This window comes from Bradyrhizobium sp. ISRA430, from assembly GCF_029909975.1.
GTDB lineage: Bacteria > Pseudomonadota > Alphaproteobacteria > Rhizobiales > Xanthobacteraceae > Bradyrhizobium.
In genome coordinates this window covers 263,232-284,928 of the sequence record NZ_CP094516.1, presented here as the reverse complement: position 1 = coordinate 284,928, position 21,697 = coordinate 263,232, and the positions used below count along the sequence as shown (strand labels likewise).

25 protein-coding genes, 2 tRNA genes and 2 pseudogenes are annotated in these 21,697 nt (G+C 64.8%); 14 read left to right on the top strand and 15 right to left on the bottom strand.

Going from position 1 to position 21,697, the window contains the following annotated elements:
• The 5 genes from MTX21_RS01490 to MTX21_RS01470 all read left to right on the top strand — a co-directional run bounded on the left by MTX21_RS01490 (position 1) and on the right by MTX21_RS01470 (position 3,338).
• A complete protein-coding gene (locus MTX21_RS01490; RefSeq protein WP_280970178.1) occupies positions 1-375 on the top strand; it encodes a hypothetical protein in 375 nt (124 codons plus the stop codon).
• Positions 372-608, top strand: a complete 237-nt coding sequence (locus MTX21_RS01485) for a hypothetical protein (RefSeq protein ID WP_280970177.1) — start codon at positions 372-374, stop codon at positions 606-608. The genes MTX21_RS01490 and MTX21_RS01485 overlap by 4 nt, the downstream gene beginning before the upstream one ends.
• Positions 605-1,327 carry a hypothetical protein gene (locus tag MTX21_RS01480; protein ID WP_280970176.1) on the top strand — a complete coding sequence of 241 codons (723 nt, stop codon included), beginning with the start codon at positions 605-607 and terminating at the stop codon, positions 1,325-1,327. The genes MTX21_RS01485 and MTX21_RS01480 overlap by 4 nt, the downstream gene beginning before the upstream one ends.
• 219 nt (positions 1,328-1,546) lie before the next feature.
• Positions 1,547-2,026: a hypothetical protein gene (locus tag MTX21_RS01475; RefSeq protein ID WP_280970175.1), complete on the top strand. Its 480-nt coding sequence runs from the start codon at positions 1,547-1,549 to the stop codon at positions 2,024-2,026.
• A 178-nt stretch (positions 2,027-2,204) separates the two neighbouring features.
• Positions 2,205-3,338 (top strand): tyrosine-type recombinase/integrase, encoded by a 1,134-nt coding sequence (locus tag MTX21_RS01470; protein WP_280970174.1) that lies wholly within the window; start codon positions 2,205-2,207, stop codon positions 3,336-3,338.
• Here the strand turns inward: MTX21_RS01470 and MTX21_RS01465 are convergent.
• Positions 3,301-3,386, bottom strand: a tRNA-Tyr gene (locus tag MTX21_RS01465). The genes MTX21_RS01470 and MTX21_RS01465 overlap by 38 nt on opposite strands.
• Before the next feature lie 211 nt (positions 3,387-3,597).
• Between MTX21_RS01465 and rlmB the strand changes: the two genes are divergently transcribed.
• Complete coding sequence (rlmB, locus tag MTX21_RS01460; protein WP_280970173.1) at positions 3,598-4,428, top strand: 23S rRNA (guanosine(2251)-2'-O)-methyltransferase RlmB; 831 nt, start codon at positions 3,598-3,600, stop codon at positions 4,426-4,428.
• Between the two features lie 107 nt (positions 4,429-4,535).
• Here the strand turns inward: rlmB and MTX21_RS01455 are convergent, their stop codons facing one another.
• Together MTX21_RS01455 and MTX21_RS01450 are read right to left on the bottom strand one after the other, a co-directional pair.
• The gene (locus MTX21_RS01455; protein WP_280970172.1) at positions 4,536-5,024 is read right to left on the bottom strand and encodes a hypothetical protein; all 489 of its coding nucleotides are present in this window, start codon (positions 5,022-5,024) and stop codon (positions 4,536-4,538) included.
• A gap of 58 nt (positions 5,025-5,082) precedes the next feature.
• Positions 5,083-5,568 (bottom strand): hypothetical protein, encoded by a 486-nt coding sequence (locus MTX21_RS01450; protein ID WP_280970171.1) that lies wholly within the window; start codon positions 5,566-5,568, stop codon positions 5,083-5,085.
• A 599-nt stretch (positions 5,569-6,167) separates the two neighbouring features.
• Between MTX21_RS01450 and MTX21_RS01445 the strand changes: the two genes are divergently transcribed.
• Positions 6,168-6,242: transfer RNA gene (locus MTX21_RS01445), tRNA-Thr, on the top strand.
• A gap of 14 nt (positions 6,243-6,256) precedes the next feature.
• Here the strand turns inward: MTX21_RS01445 and MTX21_RS01440 are convergent.
• The 6 genes and pseudogenes from MTX21_RS01440 to MTX21_RS01415 all read right to left on the bottom strand — a co-directional run bounded on the left by MTX21_RS01440 (position 6,257) and on the right by MTX21_RS01415 (position 10,476).
• A complete protein-coding gene (locus tag MTX21_RS01440) occupies positions 6,257-6,676 on the bottom strand; it encodes a GFA family protein (RefSeq protein ID WP_280970945.1) in 420 nt (139 codons plus the stop codon).
• A gap of 298 nt (positions 6,677-6,974) precedes the next feature.
• Positions 6,975-8,813: a PQQ-binding-like beta-propeller repeat protein gene (locus tag MTX21_RS01435; RefSeq protein ID WP_280970170.1), complete on the bottom strand. Its 1,839-nt coding sequence runs from the start codon at positions 8,811-8,813 to the stop codon at positions 6,975-6,977.
• Between the two features lie 102 nt (positions 8,814-8,915).
• Positions 8,916-9,020 (bottom strand): annotated as a pseudogene (locus tag MTX21_RS01430) (class I SAM-dependent methyltransferase); the annotation flags it as partial.
• Between the two features lie 17 nt (positions 9,021-9,037).
• On the bottom strand, positions 9,038-9,757 hold the full coding sequence (locus MTX21_RS01425; RefSeq protein WP_280970169.1) for a class I SAM-dependent methyltransferase: 720 nt from the start codon (positions 9,755-9,757) through the stop codon (positions 9,038-9,040).
• Between the two features lie 84 nt (positions 9,758-9,841).
• Positions 9,842-10,321, bottom strand: a pseudogene (locus tag MTX21_RS01420) (methyl-accepting chemotaxis protein); the annotation flags it as partial.
• A gap of 11 nt (positions 10,322-10,332) precedes the next feature.
• Positions 10,333-10,476: a hypothetical protein gene (locus MTX21_RS01415; RefSeq protein ID WP_280970168.1), complete on the bottom strand. Its 144-nt coding sequence runs from the start codon at positions 10,474-10,476 to the stop codon at positions 10,333-10,335.
• 120 nt (positions 10,477-10,596) lie between these two features.
• On the opposite strand from MTX21_RS01415, the gene MTX21_RS01410 reads away from it, so the two are divergent.
• Positions 10,597-10,983 carry a hypothetical protein gene (locus MTX21_RS01410; protein ID WP_280970167.1) on the top strand — a complete coding sequence of 129 codons (387 nt, stop codon included), beginning with the start codon at positions 10,597-10,599 and terminating at the stop codon, positions 10,981-10,983.
• A gap of 301 nt (positions 10,984-11,284) precedes the next feature.
• Complete coding sequence (locus MTX21_RS01405) at positions 11,285-11,539, top strand: hypothetical protein (RefSeq protein ID WP_280970166.1); 255 nt, start codon at positions 11,285-11,287, stop codon at positions 11,537-11,539.
• A 27-nt stretch (positions 11,540-11,566) separates the two neighbouring features.
• Here the strand turns inward: MTX21_RS01405 and MTX21_RS01400 are convergent, their stop codons facing one another.
• From MTX21_RS01400 to MTX21_RS01385, 4 genes are all read right to left on the bottom strand, one after another.
• Positions 11,567-11,806, bottom strand: coding sequence for a DUF6719 family protein (locus MTX21_RS01400; RefSeq protein ID WP_280970165.1), 240 nt, complete (start codon positions 11,804-11,806; stop codon positions 11,567-11,569).
• A gap of 233 nt (positions 11,807-12,039) precedes the next feature.
• A complete protein-coding gene (locus tag MTX21_RS01395) occupies positions 12,040-12,750 on the bottom strand; it encodes an outer membrane protein (protein ID WP_280970164.1) in 711 nt (236 codons plus the stop codon).
• A 288-nt stretch (positions 12,751-13,038) separates the two neighbouring features.
• Positions 13,039-13,449: a hypothetical protein gene (locus MTX21_RS01390; RefSeq protein ID WP_280970163.1), complete on the bottom strand. Its 411-nt coding sequence runs from the start codon at positions 13,447-13,449 to the stop codon at positions 13,039-13,041.
• 213 nt (positions 13,450-13,662) lie between these two features.
• Positions 13,663-14,022, bottom strand: a complete 360-nt coding sequence (locus MTX21_RS01385) for a hypothetical protein (protein WP_280970162.1) — start codon at positions 14,020-14,022, stop codon at positions 13,663-13,665.
• A 249-nt stretch (positions 14,023-14,271) separates the two neighbouring features.
• Between MTX21_RS01385 and MTX21_RS01380 the strand changes: the two genes are divergently transcribed.
• Positions 14,272-14,814, top strand: a complete 543-nt coding sequence (locus MTX21_RS01380; RefSeq protein ID WP_280970161.1) for a tetratricopeptide repeat protein — start codon at positions 14,272-14,274, stop codon at positions 14,812-14,814.
• Between the two features lie 115 nt (positions 14,815-14,929).
• A complete protein-coding gene (locus MTX21_RS01375; protein WP_280970160.1) occupies positions 14,930-16,315 on the top strand; it encodes a serine hydrolase domain-containing protein in 1,386 nt (461 codons plus the stop codon).
• Here the strand turns inward: MTX21_RS01375 and MTX21_RS01370 are convergent.
• Positions 16,305-17,873 (bottom strand): peptidase S10, encoded by a 1,569-nt coding sequence (locus MTX21_RS01370; protein WP_280970159.1) that lies wholly within the window; start codon positions 17,871-17,873, stop codon positions 16,305-16,307. The two genes, MTX21_RS01375 and MTX21_RS01370, sit on opposite strands and share 11 nt — an antisense overlap.
• Positions 17,874-18,156: 283 nt before the next feature.
• Here MTX21_RS01370 and MTX21_RS01365 point away from each other — a divergent pair, with 283 nt between their 5' ends.
• From MTX21_RS01365 to MTX21_RS01355, 3 genes are all read left to right on the top strand, one after another.
• On the top strand, positions 18,157-18,930 hold the full coding sequence (locus MTX21_RS01365; protein WP_280970158.1) for an NAD kinase: 774 nt from the start codon (positions 18,157-18,159) through the stop codon (positions 18,928-18,930).
• Between the two features lie 99 nt (positions 18,931-19,029).
• Positions 19,030-19,575, top strand: coding sequence for a response regulator (locus MTX21_RS01360; protein ID WP_280970157.1), 546 nt, complete (start codon positions 19,030-19,032; stop codon positions 19,573-19,575).
• Between the two features lie 27 nt (positions 19,576-19,602).
• Positions 19,603-20,181, top strand: a complete 579-nt coding sequence (locus MTX21_RS01355) for an Hpt domain-containing protein (protein WP_280970156.1) — start codon at positions 19,603-19,605, stop codon at positions 20,179-20,181.
• Between the two features lie 128 nt (positions 20,182-20,309).
• On the opposite strand, the gene MTX21_RS01350 is transcribed toward MTX21_RS01355, so the two are convergent.
• Entirely contained in the window at positions 20,310-21,485 is a 1,176-nt protein-coding gene (locus MTX21_RS01350) for a DUF2336 domain-containing protein (RefSeq protein ID WP_280970155.1), read from the bottom strand.
• Positions 21,486-21,697: the final 212 nt, after the last annotated feature.

The window sequence follows — 21,697 nt, the reverse complement described above, 5'->3', positions numbered from 1 at the left end:
ATGAGCGGAAAAAAGATTATCGACGGGCTCAACGATGCTATCGATGGCAAGGTCGCGCGAGAAACGACGATCCACGTCAAGAACGGTTCTCCGGCAGCATCCGAAAGCCCGTCCGAGCCTGATCTGTCCGACCCCATCGCCAACGGCATCATGGGTGCGGCACGGTTGGTGACGCACGACCACGAGACCGCCTATCGCATCACGTCCTACGCGATGGAGACGATCGGCGCAGACCTGAAACAGCTTCGCGATCAGGTCGAGGAAGCTTCCGGCCTGATCAACGATCTGCTCGGCCTCGAACTCGGCTCCGGCGAGCGCGCGATGGCTTGGCTCGCTAGCCGCTCGAACTCATCGACCGTGGGAGCGCCCAAATGAGCGATTGGTGGGGCTCGCGCATGCAAGATGCGCTTCTCAATTGCGAGATTGTCAGCGAGCGCCGGCTTGCAGATGTCGGCCCAGGCGATTGGTATTTCCTCAAGCTCGGCAACAAGCTGATACCGCTCGGTGAAGACAAGCGATTTGCCGACATGCTCCAATTCGCCCTGGTCCGCAACGCGCAAGCGTTCGAGAGGCCCGCTCACGCTCCGCAAGAGAGAACGCCTGAATGACCGCCGTCGATACCATTGAGGCGACGAAGCGCCTCAACCGCTCCTCTGAGGAGCTGGACATGCGTGCTCTGATCGTCCCCGAGCTGCGCAAGAGATGGCCGAGCGCACGGATCATCCACGAGCTACCGCTGCGCTATTCGACCAACCGGATCGACCTCGCGGCGGTCACGGAAAGCGAGATCATCTCGGTCGAGATCAAATCAAGCCGTGACGTGATGGATCGCCTGGAGGCCCAGCTGCGCGCCTTCCAGCCGATTAGCGCTCGCATCATCGCGGCGCTCGCTCCGTGTTGGAATCAACAACTTCCGATGATCGAGAAGAAGCTCGAATTCGGCACGTCCTATACCCCACAATATACCGAGACCCAGCAGATTATCCGCAAGGTCGGCGGCGTGGAGGTCTGGACCGTAGGCGTTACGGCCGGCAAGATCGAGGTCACTGATGGCGGCCCGTATCGCGCCAATAGGCCGTGGCTCGCTCAGATGCTGGACATGCTGCACGTCTCGGAGCTGGTCGAGATCGCGAGGCGGTATCAGATCGCGGTGGCAAAGAGTCCGGTTCACTTTGCGCTGGTTTCCGATCTGGTTGACTTCCTTCAGGGCCGGGAGGTCATCAAGGCGACTTGCGCCGCTCTCCGCGCTCGCAACGCTTTCGACAAGATGAGCGATCCGCCCATCTGGCCCGAGCATATCCCACAGGGGCTACAGGCCAATGAATGACATGCCGCGCTGCGACCGCTGCGGTCGCTTTCATAATAGCCGCGCCCCAGGATCAAGCTTCGCGATGCGCTATTCCGGCTGGCCATTGACGCCAGATCACGAGGCGACCCGTTGCGTTGCCTGCACGAACACCCACGGTCCGCTCCAGGCTCAGCATGGAGTCGCGGAGTGGACGGCTGGCGTCGTGCAGCACATTTCCCAGAACCGACAGGCAGACTAATGCGCTACTACCTTGACACAGAGTTCAATGGCTACCGCGGCGAGTTGATCAGCTTAGCGCTAGTTCGAGAGGATGGCCGCGAGCTCTATCTGGTGACGCACCAGCTTCCGGACGTTATCCCGTGGGTGAAGGAGAATGTAATCCCAATCCTGTTCGCGCCGGGTGCTGATGATGCCGTCATCTGGCGCACGGACTTGTTCGGCCACCAGATCGCAAGTTTTCTGGCTGAGGATGCCTTTCCCGTAATCGTCGCCGATTGGCCGGACGATATCCGTTACTTCTGCGAGTGCCTGATCACCGGCCCAGGCGAGATGGTTGATGTGCCCTACGACCGCAGGGGATCAATCAAGTTCGTGGTCGAACGGGTTGACGCTTACCCGACCACCCTTCCCGGCGCCGCCCAGCACAACGCGCTTTGGGATGCCCGCGCGCTGCGTCACAGGCTGACGCCCCTTCACGACTTGAGACAACCCGAATGAGCAGAACTCCTGCCCGCGTCACCCAGGCCGACGTTGCCCGAGCCATTCGGGCTGCGCAGCAATGCGGCGCGGGCCGGGTCCGGATCATGCCTGACGGCACAATCACGATCGATCCGCAACCGGCAAAACAGCGGGAACAGGAAGAAAAGGAACTTGCGCCTAGGAGGAGGATCAATCTTTGATCGCCGCCATGCCCCGCCCTAGGAAGCCCCATCTGCATCGCGAGCGGAATCGCCATGGCGCGCATGTCTGGTACGTGCGCAAAGGCCAAGGACCACGCTTCCGGCTTCGGGGGGAGTATGGCTCGCACGAATTCAACGCCCAATACGAGGCCGCCATCCAAGGCAAGCTGCCACAGCGCGGCCAGGCGGCGGCTGGAACGCTGCGCTGGCTTTGGGATGCCTACCGCAAGACTGATCCGTGGAAGGCGCTGTCACCTGCGACCCGCCGACAGCGCGAGAACATCATGCTTCACGTTCTGAAGGCGGCAGGGGATGAGCCTTTCGGCGCGATCGGAAGTGAGGACATTGTTGCCGGGCTCGACCGTCGCGCGGACACGCCTTCGGCCGCCCGCAACTTCCTCGACACCATGCGCGGCCTGTTCCAGTGGGCCAAGGCACGGGGCCATGTGCGGCGAGATCCGACTGCCGATGTGAAGCCGCCCAAGCGGCGCCGGAACGCAGGATTCGCGCCGTGGACGCATGAGGACGTGGACGCCTATCAGAAGCGTTGGCCGCTCGGCACGCCGCAGCGGGTCTGGCTCGACGTATTGCTCTATACCGGCCTGCGCCGAGGTGACGCCGCGCGGGTTGGCAATCAGCACGTTGATGAGGATGGCATTATCTCGATCGTGACGGAGAAGACCGGAACGCCCGTCGTCATCCCCATGCTGACAGTTCTTCAGCGCGGCCTGCTTGCCGGCCCTCGAGGTCGGGATTCTTGGATCATCGGCCCGCGAGGCAAGTCCTTCGTCAAGGAAGCCTTCGGCAACGCCTTCTCCGAGGCCGCCAGTGCGGCCGGCGTGAAGAAAAGCGCCCACGGTGTTCGCAAGATTGCCGCGACCATTGCGGCCGAGAACGGCGCCACGGAAGCCGAACTCGACGCCATCTTTGGATGGACCGGCGGCCGTATGTCGGCGCACTACACGCGCGCTGCGGACCGGGCGAAACTGGCGAAAAGAGCAGCGGAAAAGTTGAAATCTATTCCCGCACCGCTTGTAAAAGTGCGGGCGTCAGAGCAGAATAATAAGCAATTCCAACACCATACAAAAGCGCTGGTGGGGGAGGAAGGACTCGAACCTTCGAAGCCATGAGGCGGCTGATTTACAGTCAGCTCCCTTTGCCACTCGGGACACTCCCCCGCTCGACGGCAGCACAATCGGGCCGGACCTTGCCGGCGGACCGAATACGGCCATGGAGACGTGAAGACCGCGGACAGCCCGGTATCGGGGCAGCGGCCGGGCGCGTTTATGGGCGATGCGGTGGGGCAAAGTCAACCGAGGCGAACAGCTAAAATCGCACCGATGGACGGCCAAATTGCCATATTCCGGAACCCGTGACACAAGCGAGCCCATGAAGGATCGAAAATTCGTCCCCAAGGGTCCCCGCGGCGGGGCTAAGCCCTTCAACAGACCGGGTAAATCGTCCCCCCGGCCGGCCTGGCGCGACCGCGATTCGCACCCCGACGGGCCGGTCATTCTCTATGGCTGGCACACCGTCACCATGGCGCTGCAAAACCCCCGCCGGCGGATCCGCAAGCTGACGCTGACCGAGAACGCCGCCCGGCGCCTGGCGGAGGAAAACATCGAGAGCCGCGTCGCGCCGGAGATCGTCCGCCCCCAGGAGATCGACCGCCTGCTTTCGCCCGACGCCGTGCATCAGGGCCTACTTGCGGAGGCCGATCCCCTGCCCTCGCCTGACATCGAGACTTTGACGCAAGAGGGCATGGTGCTGGTGCTCGACCAGATCACCGATCCCCACAATGTCGGTGCGATCCTGCGCTCGGCCGCGGCCTTCGCGGTGAAGGCGATCGTCACCACCGCGCGCCACAGTCCGGAAGCGACCGGCGTGCTGGCGAAGGCCGCCTCCGGCGCGCTGGAGCTTGTGCCGATGGTCACGGTGCAAAACCTCGCGCGTGCGCTCACTGCGCTGAACGAGCGTGGCTTCCAGACCGTCGGTCTCGACAGCCAGGGCAGCGTGGACCTCAGCGAGGTTGGCTTGCGCGAGCCGCTCGCGCTCGTGCTGGGCGCGGAAGGAAAGGGCCTGCGCCAGTTGACGCGCGAGACCTGCAGCGTCGTGGCGCGGCTCGACATGCCGGGCGAGATCAAGAGCCTCAACGTCTCCAACGCCGCCGTGCTCTCGCTCTACGTCGGTGCGAGCCGGCTGGGATTGATGAAGGGGTAAGTTGCGCCACCACAAAGGTGCTCTCCCTCGCCCCGTTCCGCACGAAAGACAAAACGCCCGTCCGCATCACGCGGACGGGCGTTTCGCTAACTCAGCCGATCGAGCGATCAGTAATAGCGACGCAGCACGCGGTGGCCGCCGTAGTAATACGGCGCGCGGCGATAGCCATAGCGCGGGCCGTAGCCGTAGTGCACGCGCGGCAGATAGCCGTAGCGCGGACCGTAGCCGTAGCGATACGGACGGTAGTACGGACGCTGATAGGGATAGGCAGCGGCGCGATAGCCATAGCCGTAACCGTAGTTGGCCGGCGCGACGACCGCGTCCTCACGATAGGTCGGATACGGCGCGAACGCACCGGGGCCGGTATAGGTCGGGCCCTGGTTGACGTAGTAGTACTGCGTGGTCGGCTCGGCGAGGTACTCAAAGCCCCAGCCGCCAAAGCCGGCGCCATAGCCCCAGCCACCGCAGCCGGTGTTGCAGCCGGTATAGACCGGCGCAACCGGTGCGCAGGTCGCAAAGCCGCAGGCCATGGCGGGCGCGGCCCCCGCAATCATCACGGCAGCCGCCGCGACCAGTCCGGAAATCATTTGACGCATTACTCTCTCCTGTCGATTTTCGTTCGTTGGATTTGACGTTCTTTGTTTGCTTGGGTCGTTACCTCAGTGGCCTGCCGGGCCCTTCCGCGTGAGGCGGAAGTCGACGGTGCTGCGGATTGACGTTGATCTCCGGTGCGAGGATCACCGGCGGCGGATCAGCAGGAATATCCATCTGCGGCGGTAGTGGCGCGGACTGCGCGCCCCAGCTCTGGTGATAGCTCTCTGCCGGCCGCGGCAGCTTGCGATTGGCGGGCGGCTCGACCTCGAGGCGGCCATAGCCCGGCCGCAAGCCCAGAGTCGGATAATAATGGCCAACGTCGGAAGGCTGCCGCTCGCCGATATAGCGTCCGCCATAGATCGTCGGCTGCACCTGGACGTTCTTGCCGAGGCCCCAGGTCCCTTCGACGACGGCGTAGGACGCGTCGATGCCGTTGATGATGATGGGCACACCGGGACGGCCGGGAATGACGACGTCGAAGCCTTCGCCGGCAAGCGCCGTCGCGGGCAATCCGATCAGAAAGGCTGCGAGCGCCAAAACGCGCATGAAGGGGCCCCGGTTTATCGGCCCGCAACCTATCCGATCGCCGCGCAGAGAGTGTTAAGGCCATTCGGCCAAATTCCGGTAAGCCTAACGCGCAAGGATTGCGCGTCGCGCAAATGCCAGCGAGCGCAGTATCGAGGCGTTAACGCCGCGCACGGGCCCACGCGCCACGCCAGTCTGCCCGAACCAGCCGGGTTGCATGGCACAAAAGCACATCCCTTGCGGGATCACGTCGATGTGACCCTGCTCCCTCGAAACCGCGGAACGACTCCGTCGCGGCCACGCTTAGCAACGGTCCCAGATCTATGGAGCAAATGCCATGACGAGCCTGAAACTGACTATCGCGGCTGGGATACCCGCACCTACGCCCAGCGCAACGGTTTCGTCTGCACGCCCGGCACCTCCTTCAAGGGCGATCACGGCCTCTGGCATCGCTGCCAGTAAGCCAGTCTAGGTTGAGCGCGGCATACAGGCGGCCCAAAGGCCGCCTGTTTCATGTCCGCGCGGGTTCTGGCACTTTCCGGCCAACTCTGGTATTGCGACCCGCGGGCGGGCGGACAGCTCCGGCGCATTGTCGGGCCCTGCCCCGCTTCATCAGCCTAGCCGGCTTAGCTCAGCGGTAGAGCAGCGGTTTTGTAAACCGAAGGTCGGGGGTTCAATCCCCTCAGCCGGCACCAGCGCTTGGCGCGCGTCAGTTTGAATTCTTCGGCACGCTGCTTTGTTGGAAGCGCTCAACGGCAGCGGCATTGATTTCGACCCAGCGATGTTTCGACTGCTCGAAGACCGATTTGAAGGGCGCCGGATATTCTGTGTCCGCCATTGCTCCGACGGCAACTCCGATCATCGCAGGCATGTTGTCGGCCTTCCAATAGACCGTTGAGCCGCAGTCGGGACAAAAATAGGAGCGGACCATGCCGCCGCTTGCGGCGGCGCGCACGTATCCTTTTGGGGCTCCTGAGATCGTGACGAGGTCAGCGGAATAAAAGGCACCTACGCCAAACGGCGCGCCGGTCCGGCGCTGGCACTCAATGCAGTGACAGGCAACGACCTGGCTGGATCGCCCCGGAAGCGACAGCACGACAGCGCCGCAACTGCATCTGGCATTTATCATCGGAGATACTTCCCCTCCTGTCTTGTAGCGCGGGTAAGCGCAGCCGATCCTCACCCCGAGGAATCGCGTAGCGGCGTCTCGAAGGGGCGAGGCAACCAGGCGGGCCTTCATCCTTCGAGACGCGCGTGCCGCGCTCCTCAGGATGAGGGCTATCACGACACTCCGTCATTGCGAGCGCAGCGAAGCAATCCAGAAATGCGTCCGCGGAAGGATTCTGGATTGCTTCGCTGCGCTCGCAATGACGAGAACGTTGCAGCAGTGTGCTTCCCTGCCCCCAATACAATCGCGCCCCTCGCCTTCACTCCTTCCCCACATCGAACGCCAGCAGCACGTTGCCGGGGACGCCGCTCCACTGGCCGTAGCCGGAATTGCTGTAGAGCATGCCATCAGCGACGACCGGACCGGGGCCATCGATCGCGCCGCCGTGGGCGGGGGCGCCGTTCACGGCGGTGTAGTCTTGCGCGGTGTCGAATTCCCACAGCAGCTTGCCGTCGCCCGTTGCGTAGGCGCGCAGGAAACCGCTGACGCTGCCGGAGAACACGACGCCGGGGATCACGCTGACGGCGGCCGAGAGCGCGGGGCTGCATTGCGCACGATCGCCGCAAGGGACCGGCGGCACCTCCATCGCGATCTTGCCGCTGGCGAGATCGAGTCCGAACAGGCCGCCGCCCTGCGTGGCGTCGAGGCGCCGCGTGCCATCGCGAAGGAAGCGCACGTCGGAGTTGGCGACATAGATGCGAGCTCCGTCGGCGGCCGAGCCCCATTCGCTGCCGCCGAGCGGGCCGCCCTTCCCGATCCGCGTCTGCCACAGGATCTTGCCGCCATCATCGGGATCGAGCGCGTGCACCACGCCCGACTTTTGCGCGATGACGAGCATGCGCTTGCCGTCCTGTAAGCTTACCAGGATCGGCGACTGGCCAAAATCGTGGTCGGGGCCGTGATCCTCGGGACAGTTGGTCTTGTCGGCGCTGTAGCAGGCTACGACGTAGGCGTCCTTCGGCGTCGCCTGCTGCTTCCAGAGCAGCTTTCCCGTCGCAAGATCGAGAGCGAGGATCGCATCGGCGGTCGTTGCCGGCGGGTTCGAGTAGGCATTGCTGGTCGCGATATAGACGGCGTTGCGCTTCGCATCGATCGTCGGTGCTGACCAGACCGAAGCGCCAGACGGTCCATAGAGCTGCGTGCCTCTGGTATTCTTCTCGGTCGGATGCGGCACCTCGGGGATTGTATAGGCCTGCCACACCGTCTTGCCGGTCGCAGCGTCAAGCGCCACCACGCTGCCGCGGAAGGTGCAGCATTCGTAGCTCGGCTGCGATCCGGCCACCTCCTCGATCGAGGACACCGGGACATAGAGCACGCCGGAATGAAGCGTCGGCGCGCCCGTGATCCGGGCTGCCGGATGCTCCTCGACCTTCACCTTCCAGATCTGTGCGCCGGTCAGGGCATTCACGGCATAGGCGTTGGCCTTGAGATCGCCGAAGAAGATCGCGAACTGATCCGTGCCTGCGAGCGGCGCGAAGCTGATGGCGGCGCGTACCGCGGCATCGGTCGCAAAGGTCCACAGCGTGCAGCCACTCTTCGCGTCGAGCGCATGCACCTTGCGATCGGTGCCACCGATGAACAGGAGTCCACCAACGACCGTCGGCGGCGCAAAGGACAGCGAAGCTCCGGGAAAGGCATAGGCCCATCTCAGCCGCAGGCGCGGCACCTGCTCGGCGGTGAGGCCCGCCATCTCCGCCGGCTGGAAGCGGCTGTTGCTGGCATCGACGCCCCAGCCGTTCCAGCGTGGACCGTCGAGCGCCTGCGGAAAGCCGGCGGTCTGCTGCGTGCAGCGGCCTTGCGCATTGGTCGCGGCACTGTTCGTTGCGGTCTTGCCGGTGACGAAGGCGGCAATCGCGCGGCGCTCGTCATCGCTGCGCTCCTTCGCGATTGTTGCCATGCTGCCGGTCGCAAGCGTCCCCAGCACGTGCTCGAACGACATCGCCTGCATCGCGCTCCGCGCCGGCACTCGGCTCTGGGGGTCAGCGGCATCGTGACATTGCGCGCAGTGCCTCACGTAGAGGGCCGCGCCGTCCTGTTGCGCGCGCGCGGTTGCGCAACACCAGATCAGGAGGGCAGCCACGACAGCGATCAGTCTCATGACCTGCTCCGACATCGTCACCGCAATGCGAGCCCGCTTCACACAACCAAAAGTGTAGCGCGAGGCCGACCATTGAAGCAACGGGCGATCCGCCCGCATCTGTCACATGGACTTCGCAATGCCGCTCTCACCGGGCAGTTCATCCAGCCGCCAGAGCCCGAGGCTCTTGTCGCGCCGGCCGCCTCCGTCCTCCTTGCAACGCTCGTTTGCCGCGATAACGTCACTCAAACCGGCTTCTGCCACTCCATGATGTGGAAGTACGGTACGCGGCGATGGCGGGCGATTTGCTCGGGCGCGCCGCCGGTAGGCTCGGGCTCTATGAACAGGCGCAACTGGAGGCCGTGATCGAGCAGCAGCGTCATATAAGTGCTGAGCGGACGGTGCCAGTTCTGGATCCGGATGCCGCGCCAGGCGACCCAGATCGGCCGTTCGTCCATGTAGTGATCGATCGAGAAGCGCAAGACGTCCTCGCCGTCGCGCGTCCAGCCGTCCGGCTGACCTGCGGTGTTGAAGCTCGTCAGGTTGGCGATCAGGAGTGTGCCGCCCGGGCGCAGCGCCGCCACCATGTTCGCGATCGCAGGCCTGAGATCCGGCATGTCGATCAGACTGAGATAGCTGACGACCAGATCGAAGGATGCATCGACATCCATCGTCTCGGCGCGCCCCTGACGATAGTCGCCATGCGGGTCCATCTGTCTGGCGCGGGCGAGCAGCGCCTCGGTCGGATCGATGCCGGTAGTGGCGATGCCGGCGCGCTGCATGATGCGGCAGAAGCGCCCCTCACCGCAGCCGACATCAAGCGCGCGGCCGAAGCCGCGTCCCTCGATCCGCGCCCGCATCGGCGCGTCCAGCACGAAGCGGCGGCCATAGTCGCCATCCTCACCCTGCTCCAGGATCCATGCAGACGCGGAATCGGCCCAGCCGTCGCTGACATCGTCGCTCATGGATCGACCTTCGGACATGGATGATGGCCGCTTGCATCGCGGGGACGGCCACTAACCACACGTTGGATCGAAGTTCAACATGAGCTAACGTGCGCGTCGCATGCGCCCTGCCACCGCCCGAGAGAAAGCCAGGATCGCCGCCGGCGCGGTCGCGGCCGTCGTCATGACGGCCGTGCTGTTCGCACTCGCGCTTGGTGTTCTGCTGGCGCGATAGGCCGAAATGCGGCGGAGAAACGCCGCCGCGCGAACTTCGGACAACCGCTCGATCGTCGCGGAGATGTCCCGGATTGCGTTCACGGAGTCCTGGGTCGCATTCTGGATGCCGGCAATCTGCTGGCTGATTTCGCCGGTCGCCTTCGCCGTCTGCTCGGCGAGCGTCCTCACCTCGGACGCGACGACCGCGAAGCCGCGGCCGGCCTCACCGGCGCGCGCGGCCTCGATCATGGCGTTGAGCGCGAGCAGATTGGTCTGGCCGGCGATCGTATTGATCAGCTTGACGACGTCGCCGATCCGCGTCGCCGCGACCGAGGGCTCGCTGACCCGCTCGGTGGCGGTGCCCGCGCGAGCGAAACGCTTCAGGTTGGGGACACTTCCTTACCATCCTCGGGCCGGCCGTGGGCGCGCACCAAGGCCTCGACGAACGCGATCACCTTGGCCCGCTTCTCGGGCGGTAGCGAGAGAAAGGCACGCACGAGCCTCAAACCCAGCGCTTCGTCCAACTGTTCGTCCTGAGCAACCATTCGCATAGTGTCAGGCTATAGGGAAAAATATGCAATCCCTTCCGAACGAGCTTGATTCGTCACAGCCGCTTTGCTGGAATGGCTTCGCTGAGGTGGATCATGAAGTGGATCGCGGAGCGCGACGCCCTGATCGCGCAGACAATGGCCTTCGTCCAATCAGTGACCGGCAAGGCGGCTGGGCTCCGCCGGCCGGACGCGCCGGCGGTTGCGCCGCCCGTTCCCACCGAAATCGTCTCCGTCCAGCCGCCGGTGGCCGCGCCCGAGATCGAGCCGCCACCGCCTGTCCTGCCGCCCCAACCCCTCGAGGTCACGCCGCCACCGCGGACGAGCGGCGATTTCCGTAGCGAAATGCAGGCCCGCATCGCCAATTTCCGCAGGCATCAAGAGCGGTTCGAACGCGAACGCGAGGAATATTGTGCGGCAACCCTGAGCAAGCTCCGCGCGGCCATGCGCGACGTCCCACCTCGCCCGCCGGTCAGAAAGTGAGACGCGGCGCCTCAGCCGGTCACAGCCACGACCACACCAGGACGAGATTGGCCGCGCAGGCGCCGAACAGTGCCAGCGTCAGCGGCAGGAGCATGTGCCCGCAGGAGGTTTTCAGGTCGGTCGTCATGGGCGGGAGCATCCGCTGATTCCGAGCGAAGAGTCCCAGGGATTCTTTTTCCCGGGATTCAGGACTCGTTTACGACTCAGGCACCCATGTCCCGATCACGGCGCCGTGATCAGGAGCCGGTTCGGAACCCCGCCCCCGGCGAAGCCGTTAATGGGCATTATTGGAGCGGGAAGAATGCCCTACGCCCTGTTCTGCAACGACGCCCAAATCAGCAAGGTCTATCCGGCTGAAGCCGACGTCTGGAAGCTCGCACAGCTCAGCGGGCTGGTCGTGGACGTGGCCAACGACGATGAGCGGCCCGGGCCGCGCCGGGTGCTCGACAATGACTACGAAATCAAGCCCTGCCGGCCCGCCCAAGGCGAAGACCCCGCCAAAAACAAGGCGGACGCCGAGCAGCAATCGCGAATGGAGCTCGAGTTCAACACGTAAGGAATCCGGCGGCCGGCCAGCGGCAGCTCATGGCGTCGCGGTCGCCAGAGACGCCTGCTCGCCCGTCAGAGCCACGCAGGCCTTGCGGCGATGCAGCCCGCGGATCGCGCCGGTGACCTTCAGCACCTTGCCGGAGGGACAGGAGCTGTCCCGGACAAAAGCCACCTCGTAGGGGGCCAGCATCAAAGGTTCGGACTTGAGGACGGTCTGCGCAGAGCACGGCAACGCGACGAGGAACGAGATCACCACCGACGCCAAGATACGCATGTTCGTTGTCCCACCAGCCCGGGAATTTTCATATTAACGCGCTCCGGAGCGCGAGTTCCGTAAGTCGCAAAAATTATTTTTGCTTTACCGCACCCCCATGACGCGCGTGAGAAGGCGCGCGTCGAAAGGTCGCTTGGCGGAAAGATCGCGTGCAAGGCTCGCGCCAGACGGGCGGCCCGCAAACCAAAGGCCGGCAAAGCCGGCCTTTTTCAGACGCAGTTGCCGCTGGCAGATCAGTAGCGTGCACCCGACGGGCCGCCCCAGCCGAAGCGGTAGTTCACGCCGACCTTGACGGTATGCTCGTCCTCCCGACCGCGAACGCCGGCGATGTCGGCCGGGCCGGAGGTGAAGGTGGTGCTGCCGAAGTTATAGTACTGGTACTCGGCCTTGGCCGACCAGTTCGGCGCGAACATGTATTCCAGGCCGGCGCCGACGGTATAACCGTCCTTGCTGTTGCCACTGGTGGTAAAGCTTTGCGGCACACCGGCGACGCTGACACCGAGGTTGTTGTTACGCCAGGCGTAGCCACCCTTGGCGTAGAGCAGCGTGGGACCCCAAGTGTAGCCGACACGGCCGGTCACCGAGCCGATCTGGTCGGTGTTGGACGTCACCTGCGTGCCGCCCGGGAATAGCACGCCGTTGTTGTTGGTCGGCAGCCAAGAATACTGGGCCTCGACACCCACAACCCAGTTGGGCGCGAACTGGTAATCGAAGCCGCCCTGCACGCCGCCCAGGAAGCGGGCGTCGCTCGACTGGAAGCTGTTGTCCCCGGCGAACGCGCCGCCGACATGGCCGCCGATGTAAAAACCAGTCCAGTTGTACACTACCTGCGGTGCGGTGACCGGCGGCGGCGCCTTGGTGTAGGTGCGCGCCGGGATGTCGGCTGCCGCCACTGGCGTTGCCAGCGCGAGCAGAGCTGCCGCGCCGAGCAAAATCGTCTTCATGATCATCCCCGTTCTTTCAAATTCGACCCTCAGCAAACAACGTGGCGTGAATTTGGTTGCCTCGCGACGATGCCGGAACGTTGATCGTCCGTTACTATGGCGGGGCGGCAACGATGCGTTTTTTGTTCCGTCGCGTTTCCTTGCGGCCGACAGATTCTATCGTCCGCGCAAGGAGTGCCGTAACAGTTTGTCGCAAAGCCCAACCGCCCGTTCAAAGCTCGCCAAAATGTGATCCAGCGGCTCCGGCGGTTCTCGTCCTACCATGTAGCGATGAAGGCGCGCTTTGCACTACCGCGTCATCTTTTCCAGTTCCGGAAAGGGTGTGTAAACCGCGCCGGCGCAGAGCTCGTTGGCGCGCTCCAAGACGCGGTCCGCCCGTCCGTTGACGTAGACGACGGCCCGCTCGCGCATCGCCTTGTAGCTGCCGTCGGTCTCGCGCGGCGTAAAGTGCAGGCAACTCACATAGAACGGACGGCCGCCGACCTCCCGCAGCACCGGCTCGGCCATGCTGGCGTCGCGGACGCCGACCGGATTGTTCAGGTAGGTGCGCATGAGCGCCAGCGTGTCGCTGCGGATATTGTCGGGAAACGGCTGCGGCCCCGCGTCGATCAGCGACGGGCGATCACCTTCGCTGCCAAAACATGCCGCAAGCGCCAGCGGCAGCACGAGGACCGCCGCACGTTTTGCCAATCGCCCCACAATCCACGTCTCCGACCAATCCGACTCGGAGATGTTCTAGCGCCAAGGTTGGCCTAAGGGAATTCGCTGGTCTTATCGGCCGGCTAGAACAGCACACCGGCCCGCCGCGACGGCGTTCACGCTTTCGCGTGGACGCCATGACGAAACGGGCCGGCCTGAACTCCGCGCGAGGCGGCGGGCAATGCGGGGGATGCCGCCTCGCGGGATCAGTCGTCAGCTACGCTTGTCGGTGTCCGCCGGCTTGGTGACATCCGGCTGCGTCTTCAGCGACTTCTTCGCCGACACCTGCTTGTGGTGATGGCGATGCGTGCGCACGGACTTGTGCTCGGCGGGCGCGATCGCGGCGTTGGCGTTCATCGCCTTCGCCTTGGAATCCGCCTTGACGTCAGCGGCCTTCTTCGTGTCGGCCTTGTTGCCGGCGTTTGGCTTGGCGGCGGTGTTCGACACCTTGGTCTGGGTCTGGTCCGCTTTGATCACAGGTGCGGGGGTGGTGGTCTTGCCTGCTTCGGCGGCGAAGGCCGGGGCTGCGATCACGGAGGCTGCGAGCAAAGCTGCGGAAATGGTCTTCAGCATGGTGGTCTCCTTTGGAAGGATCTTGAGGCGGCGCCCTCTCGCCGACCCTTCGATCGTAGGAAAGAGCCTAGGCGGAGCGCGCTGAACCCATCCTGAAGCGCATCGCAGGCTTCCGTTCATCTGGATGACAAGTTTGTCATCTGCTCGGCGGAGCGAGGAGCCGGGCGGTCGGGAATGTTTTCGCGACCCGGGTGTTCCCGTCAGCAGGCATTCGTGTAGGATCGCCTCGTTCCATACGGGAGAAGATAGATGCGCAGACTTTCAATGCTTCTGGTACCGGGACTCGTCTCGATGGCGCTGGCGGCCGGACCGGTGCTGACGAGCGCTTACGCCGCGGGCAGCGACGACCCCTCGCCGCCGCCGAAGTCGGACTCGTCGAGCAAGAAGTCGAAGAGGAAGAGCTCCTCTATCAGCGATCCCAAATTCCTTGCCGCCTATCGCACCGCCTACGCCACGATCTATGACCGCCACGATTATGCGAGCGCGATCGACCAGTTGAAGTCGCTCAAGCGCGAGGACGTCGCCGATGTCGCCAATCTGATCGGCTACTCCTACCGCAAGCTCGGCGACTACCAGCAGTCGAAGACCTATTACGAGCTGGCGCTGAAGGACGATCCGAACCACGTCCGCACCTGGCAGTATTACGGCCTCTGGCAGCTCGAGCAAGGCAACCGCGAACAGGCGCAGTATCATCTGAACAAGATCGCCTCGCTCGCCGGCACCGACAGCAGCGAGTATCGCTCGCTCGCAGCCGCGCTGGACAAGCCGACCGGCACGACGCTCGTCTACTGAGATATTCCCGACGTCGGAAGGCAAACGAACCGGCACACCCCTCGGGGTTGTGCCGGTTCTGCTTTTTCGGCTAGCTTTCGCGCACCAATTCTCCCTCCCTCGCAATTGGTGTGCAATGGACGCGTGGCTACGATCCGCGATCGACTACATCGGCTCCTGGATCGAATTTCAACTGATTGGATCGCAACAGCCGGGCGTCATCATCGCCATCACGCATCGCGGTGAGGTCGTCGCCGAGCATGCCTTCGGCTGCGCCAACCTCGACACCGGCGAGAAGCTCACGCCGCGCCATCGCTTCCGTATCGCCTCGCATTCGAAGAGTTTTACCTCAGCCGGCATCCTGAAGCTGCGCGAGCAGCGCCGATTGCGGCTCGACGATCCCGTCGGCCAATATGTCACCGGCCTGCATCCACGAATCGCCGAGACGACGCTGGCGCAGGTGCTGTCGCACAGCGCCGGGCTGACGCGAGACGGCGCCGATTCCGGCCAGTTCATCGACAGCCGCTCCTACCTCAACGAGAAGGAGCTGCGCGCAGAGCTGAAACTGCCCACCGCGATCGAAGCCGGTACGCGCTTCAAATATTCCAATCATGGTTTTGGGCTGATCGGTCTCGTGGTCGAGTCGGTGACGAAGGAGCCCTACCCCGTCTGGATCAAGCGTGAGATCATCGAGGCCGCGGGTCTTCATGAGACCGAGCCGAACGCGCCGCTTCCGAAAAGCGCGCCGTTTGCACGCGGCCACACGCGAAAACTGCCGCTGGGCGAGCGATGCGTGATCCCAGGCGACAATCCCGGCCACGCGATGACGTCTGCCGCCGGCTTTGTCGCCACCGCAGCCGACACGGCACGATTCTTCGCGCAGCTCGCGCCCAATGCCAGAAAGAGCGTGCTGTCGGTTGCGAGCCGCCGCGAAATGACGCGACATCATTGGCGCATTCCGCAAAGCCTGGAAGGCTATTACGGTCTCGGCGTCAACGCCGGCAAGACTGATGGCTGGGACTGGTTCGGCCATGGCGGCGCCTTCCAGGGCTACATCTCCCGCACCTGCTCGATCCCAGGGTGCGAGGTCGCGATCAGCATTTTGAGCAACTCCATCGATGGCGCGGCGCCGATCTGGATGGATGGCGCGATGCAGATCCTGCGCACCTTCCAGACGCGTGGTGCCCCTCATCGGCGCCTGCGCGACTGGACCGGCCGCTGGTGGACGATCTGGGGCGCGACCGATCTGGTGCCGATGGGCAACCGCGTGCTCGTCGCGAATCCGCAGTTCAACAACCCGTTCATGGACGCCGCCGAGATCGAGGTGACCGGCCGCGACACCGGCAAACTCGCCTCGGCCGCCGGCTATGCCAGCCATGGCGAGCCGGTGCGCCGCATTCGCGATGGCCGCGGCAAGGTCAGCGACATCTGGCTCGCCGGTGCCAACGTCAAACCACAGGCCGTCGTGGCGCGCGAGATCGCGCGCCGATATCCGCCGCGCAAACGTCGGCCTACTGTCTGACCAGCGCCTCGACCTCGCCGCGAAACGCCTGCCGCGAGCCGTCGCGGGAATAGAACATGTGGCCGCCGGGATAGACGACGAACTTGATCCGCGACGTCGCGAAGGCCGGCAACTGATCGAGCACCCTCTGCGATCCGAAATAGGGCGTGGCGAGATCGAACAGCCCGTGCCCGACCAGCACGTTGAGCTTCGGATCGGTCGCAAGGATCTGGCGCAGCTCCGACACCGACTGCGGCGGGGTGATGCCGTGACCGAAGTCCCAGGCGCGCTCGACCGAGCCGTTCAGCACTTCATAGGAGCCGTCGGGGCGCCAGTTGAGCTTGCGCGTCAGGACATCGACCGCGGCGCTGGTGAGCGGCGCTCGAAGCGCGTCGCCGGAGGGATCGCCGAAACGAGAGCTGCCCGAATCCGGAAACGGATCGAAGCCGCGCACGGATCCGTCGTACCGGCCGGTCACCTTGCCGTTCTTGCGGTCGAACTCGCGGCGAAATTCACCGACATCGAAGCGGCCCGCGAGCCTGCGGCTCACCGCCTGATCGATGCCGGTCAGGGCAGCGACCCTGTCGGCGAGACGATTGGTGGCCTCCTTGTCCGCCTCGCCCTTGATGAGGTCGGCCAGGAACTCGCCGCGCGCATAGGCTTCGACGTCGGCGAGATCGGCGCGCGTCACGGGCGCCTTGGCTTCGCGCGCGACCGCCGCATAGCTCGGCAGCGTCGCGACATATTGCAGAAGGCTCGTGCCGGTGAACTCGCGGAAGTCGAACAGCGGCGACAGCAGGATCAATCCTCTGACGCCCACTCCGTACTGGAGCTGCAACTGACGCACGACCTTCGGCCCGCGAATGCCGCCATAGCTTTCGCCGGCGACGTATTTCGGCGAGAGCAACCGGTCATGCTTCTCGAGCCAGCGGCGGATCACCAGCGCGATCGAATTGACGTCGCCGTCGATCGAATAGAACCGTTTGCGCGCATCCTCGCCGCTCGCGGCGAAGCGGCTGTAGCCGGTGCCGACGGGATCGATGAAGACGAGATCGGTGAAGTCGAGCCAGGTCTCCGCGTTCGGCCTCACCTCGGGCGAGGCCGACGGCGAGAGAGCTTCGCCATCGAACGGCAGCCGCCACGGCCCGGCGCTGCCGAACTGGAGCCATGCCGAGGATGCGCCGGGCCCGCCATTGAACAGGAAGGTGACCGGGCGCGTAGCGCGGTCGGCGCCGTCGAGCTCATAGGAGGTGTAGGCGATATCGGCCTGCGGCTCGCGCTTGTCGTCGAACAAACGGATCGAGCCGGCGATCGCGGTGAAGGCGAGCGTTCGCCCGGGCAGCTCGAGCGTCTGCTTCGTCGTCGCATCCGCGGGAAGGCGATGCTGTTCGGCAGCGGAGGGCGAAGGCGGTGCTGCGGACTGCGCACCGCCGCCACGGCCGCCCTTCTGTCCCGCGGGCGCGGTCGCCTCGGGACGCGGCTGCGGCGGATCGTCCGCATGTGCAGATCCTGCAAGTGCGAAAACCGAGAACGCCAGCACCAGCCCCGTGCGGCGCAGCGCCGGCAAACTCATGACCATAATCGTCTCCCTGCCCGGCAATACGCGCCCATCGGTCGTGTGCCGGTGACTGCCGCAATACTAGCGAGGAATTGCGACGGTTTGGGGGATCACGAGCTCCGGCGGCGCCGCGGGTGCCGGCCGGGGGCAAATCCAGGTGGCTTTACCCTGAATCGCGACGGGCCGCCGCGCCGGCCGCCCTCCACTTGCCTTGCGAGGTGGTCATCCTCGACAATGGTGGCCCAGGTCGTATAGACGACCCTGGCGCACCCCCCTCGAGCCAGCGGCATCCGCCCGGAAGATCATGAGCAAGCCCTACGATCGGATCGCCTTCGTCGCCAGCCCGAGCAGCGAGGCACAGACCGCCTTCAACCAGCTCACCGAACGCTACGGCAATTGCGATCCCAAGGATGCCGACGTCGTGGTCGCGCTCGGCGGCGACGGGCTCATGCTCCAGACGCTGCACCAGAACATGCATACGGGAAAGCCGATCTACGGCATGCACCGCGGCACGGTCGGCTTCCTGATGAACGAATATTCGACACATGATTTGCGCACGCGGCTCGAGGCGGCGCATGAATCCGAAATCAATCCGCTCCTGATGCGCGCGACCGACGTACGCGACCGTGTGCATCTCCACCATGCCATCAACGAGGTCGCCCTGTTCCGGCAGACCTTCCAGGCGGCGCGCCTGCGCATCCTGATCGACGAGCGTGAGCGCATGTCCGAGCTGATCGCCGACGGCATCATGGTGGCGACGCCGGCGGGTTCAACCGCCTACAATCTCTCCGCCCAGGGGCCGATCCTGCCGATCAATGCCGCGCTCCTGGCGCTGACGCCGATCAGCGCCTTCCGCCCACGCCGCTGGCGCGGAGCTCTCCTGCCCAACACGGCCTATGTCGTGATCGAGGTGCTGGAAGGCGAGAAGCGCCCGGTCGCGGCGGTGGCCGACCATGACGAGGTGCGCGACGTCCGCCGCGTCGAGGTGCTCGCCGACAGGACGATCTCGATGCGCATGCTGTTCGATCCCGGCCACAGCCTGGAAGAGCGCATTTTGCGCGAACAGTTCGGCTACTAAGCCGCCTCGCCCAGAGCCCGTCCCGGCTCCGGTCGCAACCCTTCGTTAACCCCCGGCACGATATGGTTAACGAAGGTTGACCGCTTTGGCCCGGGCGTCATGTTCCGCATCGACTTCAACAAGCTGCGCTTCCTCGTCTGTGACGACAATCCGCACATGCGCCGCATCCTGCGGACGCTGCTGCATTCTTTCGGCGCGCGTGAAGTCTATGAGGCCGAGGACGGCGCGACCGCGCTCGAAATGTACAGCCATTACGTACCCGACATCGTCATCACCGACTGGGCGATGCCGATCTTCGACGGGCTCGAGCTTGCGCAGATGATCCGGCAGCCGGAATCCAAGGGTAACCCCTACGCGCCGATCATCATGCTGACGGGACATTCAGAGAAGCGCCGGGTCACGGTCGCGCGCGATGCCGGGGTCACCGAATTCCTTGCCAAGCCGATCTCGGCCAAGGCCCTCTATCAGCGCATCCTCAACGTGGTCGCCAATCCCCGGCCCTTCATCAAGACCAAGACCTATTTCGGGCCCGACCGCCGCCGCAACATCAACTCCGCCTATATGGGTCCCGAGCGCCGCGTCGGCGAGAAGCACGAGGTGCTCCAGCAGCCCTCGCTGCTCGACAAGGCCCGCTCCTCCATCTAGCGCAACGTCTCAGGCGAGGCAGGGATCATGGCGAAGAACAGCGCAAGGGACATCGAGGTCAAGGCCTTCGCCACCCATCACGTGATCACGCAGCCCAATCCGCTGCGCAAGGTGCTGCGTCGGGTCGAGGCCAAGGACATGGACGATCCGGTCGGGCGCGCCGAGCAGGCGCTGGCCGGCCTCTCCGGCGAGTTCAAGGACTGGATGACGAGCGAGGTCAACCGGCTGTCTGCCGCCTGGGCCGCCATCCAGCAAGACGGCTTCGATGACGCCCGGCGCGGAGAGCTGTTCCGCGCTGCTCACGACATCAAGGGCGATGCCGCGACGTTCGGCTTCCCGTCGGCGGCCGGAATCGCCGAGAGCCTGTGTCGGGTCATCGAGCATGCGCCCGATCTCGCCAAGGTCCCCGCGGAGCTGTTCGCGCACCACATCAATGCCATCGCGGCGATCGTGCACGAGAACACCAGGCTCGACAGCCTCAGCGTCTCCGGCGAGCTCAGCCGCCGCCTGCGCAAGGTCGCCGACGAATATCTCACCCACGTCAATCGCGATCGTCCCGAGCATCTCGAAGCGATCCTGGCGCCGAGCATCGTGCCGGGAGATTAACTCTCCCCTCGTCATTGCGAGCGCAGCGAAGCAATCCAGAACCCTCCGCGGGAACAGTCTGGATTGCTTCGCTGCGCTCGCAATGACGGAGTTCGAGGGTCCCGCCCGGCTCCATCGCCAGCGTTGAACTACGCCGCGATCGGATCATCATAAATCGGCGCGATCGCCTCGTCCGCGACGAGCTCGTCGCAGAACAGCCGCGCTTCTTCGCGCGCCGACTCGGTTGCGAAGCGGCGCAGCAGGATCAGCAGTGGCCCGGTGGCACCGCGATCCGTCGCGCAATGGGTGAGCACGCGCTCGACCATGCGCCGGCGGAGCCGCACGGCTCCGGCGTCGGTATCGACGAAGCCATTCTCGTGGCAGGCCTCTAGCGCGGCATGGAAGGCCGCGAAGGTCGCCTCCGGCAGGCCCGCGCGGCGGAGCAGTGCGTGCAGGCTGCTGCCGCGACGGTCGTGCAGGAGCGCGGAGACGCGTGCCAGCGGCAGATCGGACAATTCGGCGAGCGCCGCGTCGAACAGTTCGAGATTGCTCGACAACAGCGCGCGCAGGATCAGGCCCGCCGTAAGCTGCCCCGTGACGCGCAGATGCCGCACCAGGCCCTGCATGTCCTCGCCGCGCGAGCGCGCCGCGATGTTCATGGTGGAGCGGTCGCGCGCCTCAGTCGCCATGCGACCGGCGCGGTCGGCGCTGATCCAGTTCCGTGCCACGACGAACTGCGCCAGCGTCTCGGACAGCTTTGCGACGAGCGCTGCGCGCGTCGCGGCCGGCAGATCCTCCAGCACCAGCATCGCCTCGCGGATCGCGGCGAGATGGCCGTGGCGCTCGACGATGCGATCCCAGGAGAACGGCGCGAGGTCGGCACAAGGGTTTTCGATCAGCTCGAGGGCCGCGGCAGCGCAGCCGACTTCGGCGATCGCGGCGCAGACCGAGGCCGGCAGCGCGATGCGGCGCGCGATCGCGCATTGCACCTCGTCATTGCCGGTGGCGACGATGTCGACGAGATCGGCATCGATCAGCAGCGGGGAATGTTCGAGCACCGGCAGCGCGACGGACGGTTGGTCCGCCGACAGCGCCCGCACGATCGCCGCCGGCGCCTCGGCGCTGCGCGCGAAGGCTTCCGCCATCGCCCGGCGTACCAGGGGCGACGGGTCGTCGAGCAGCATCAACAGCGCGCCTTCGGCGGCAATGCGGTCGTCGTGGGAAAGGTCTGAAATCAACCAGGCGCGGGCCAAGGCCCGCGTTGCCTCTGCCCGCTCGCCAGCGGGCGCCGTCCTGATCCAACTGATGAACTGCCGAACGATCATGGTCCTTCCGGCTTACGCAACCAACGAAAAATGGTGACGGCTTGTCACCCGCAAGACAAAATAAACCACGACGCTTAACAAAGCGTTCACCATAACTGGCTGGTTTTATTGACGTTTTGTTAAGGGAACAAAGACCGCCTGTCACCACTCTCCGCGCGCGAGCTGGGTCCGGCTCGGCGGCGCATCGCTTGCGCGCTGCGCCTTGTCCGGCA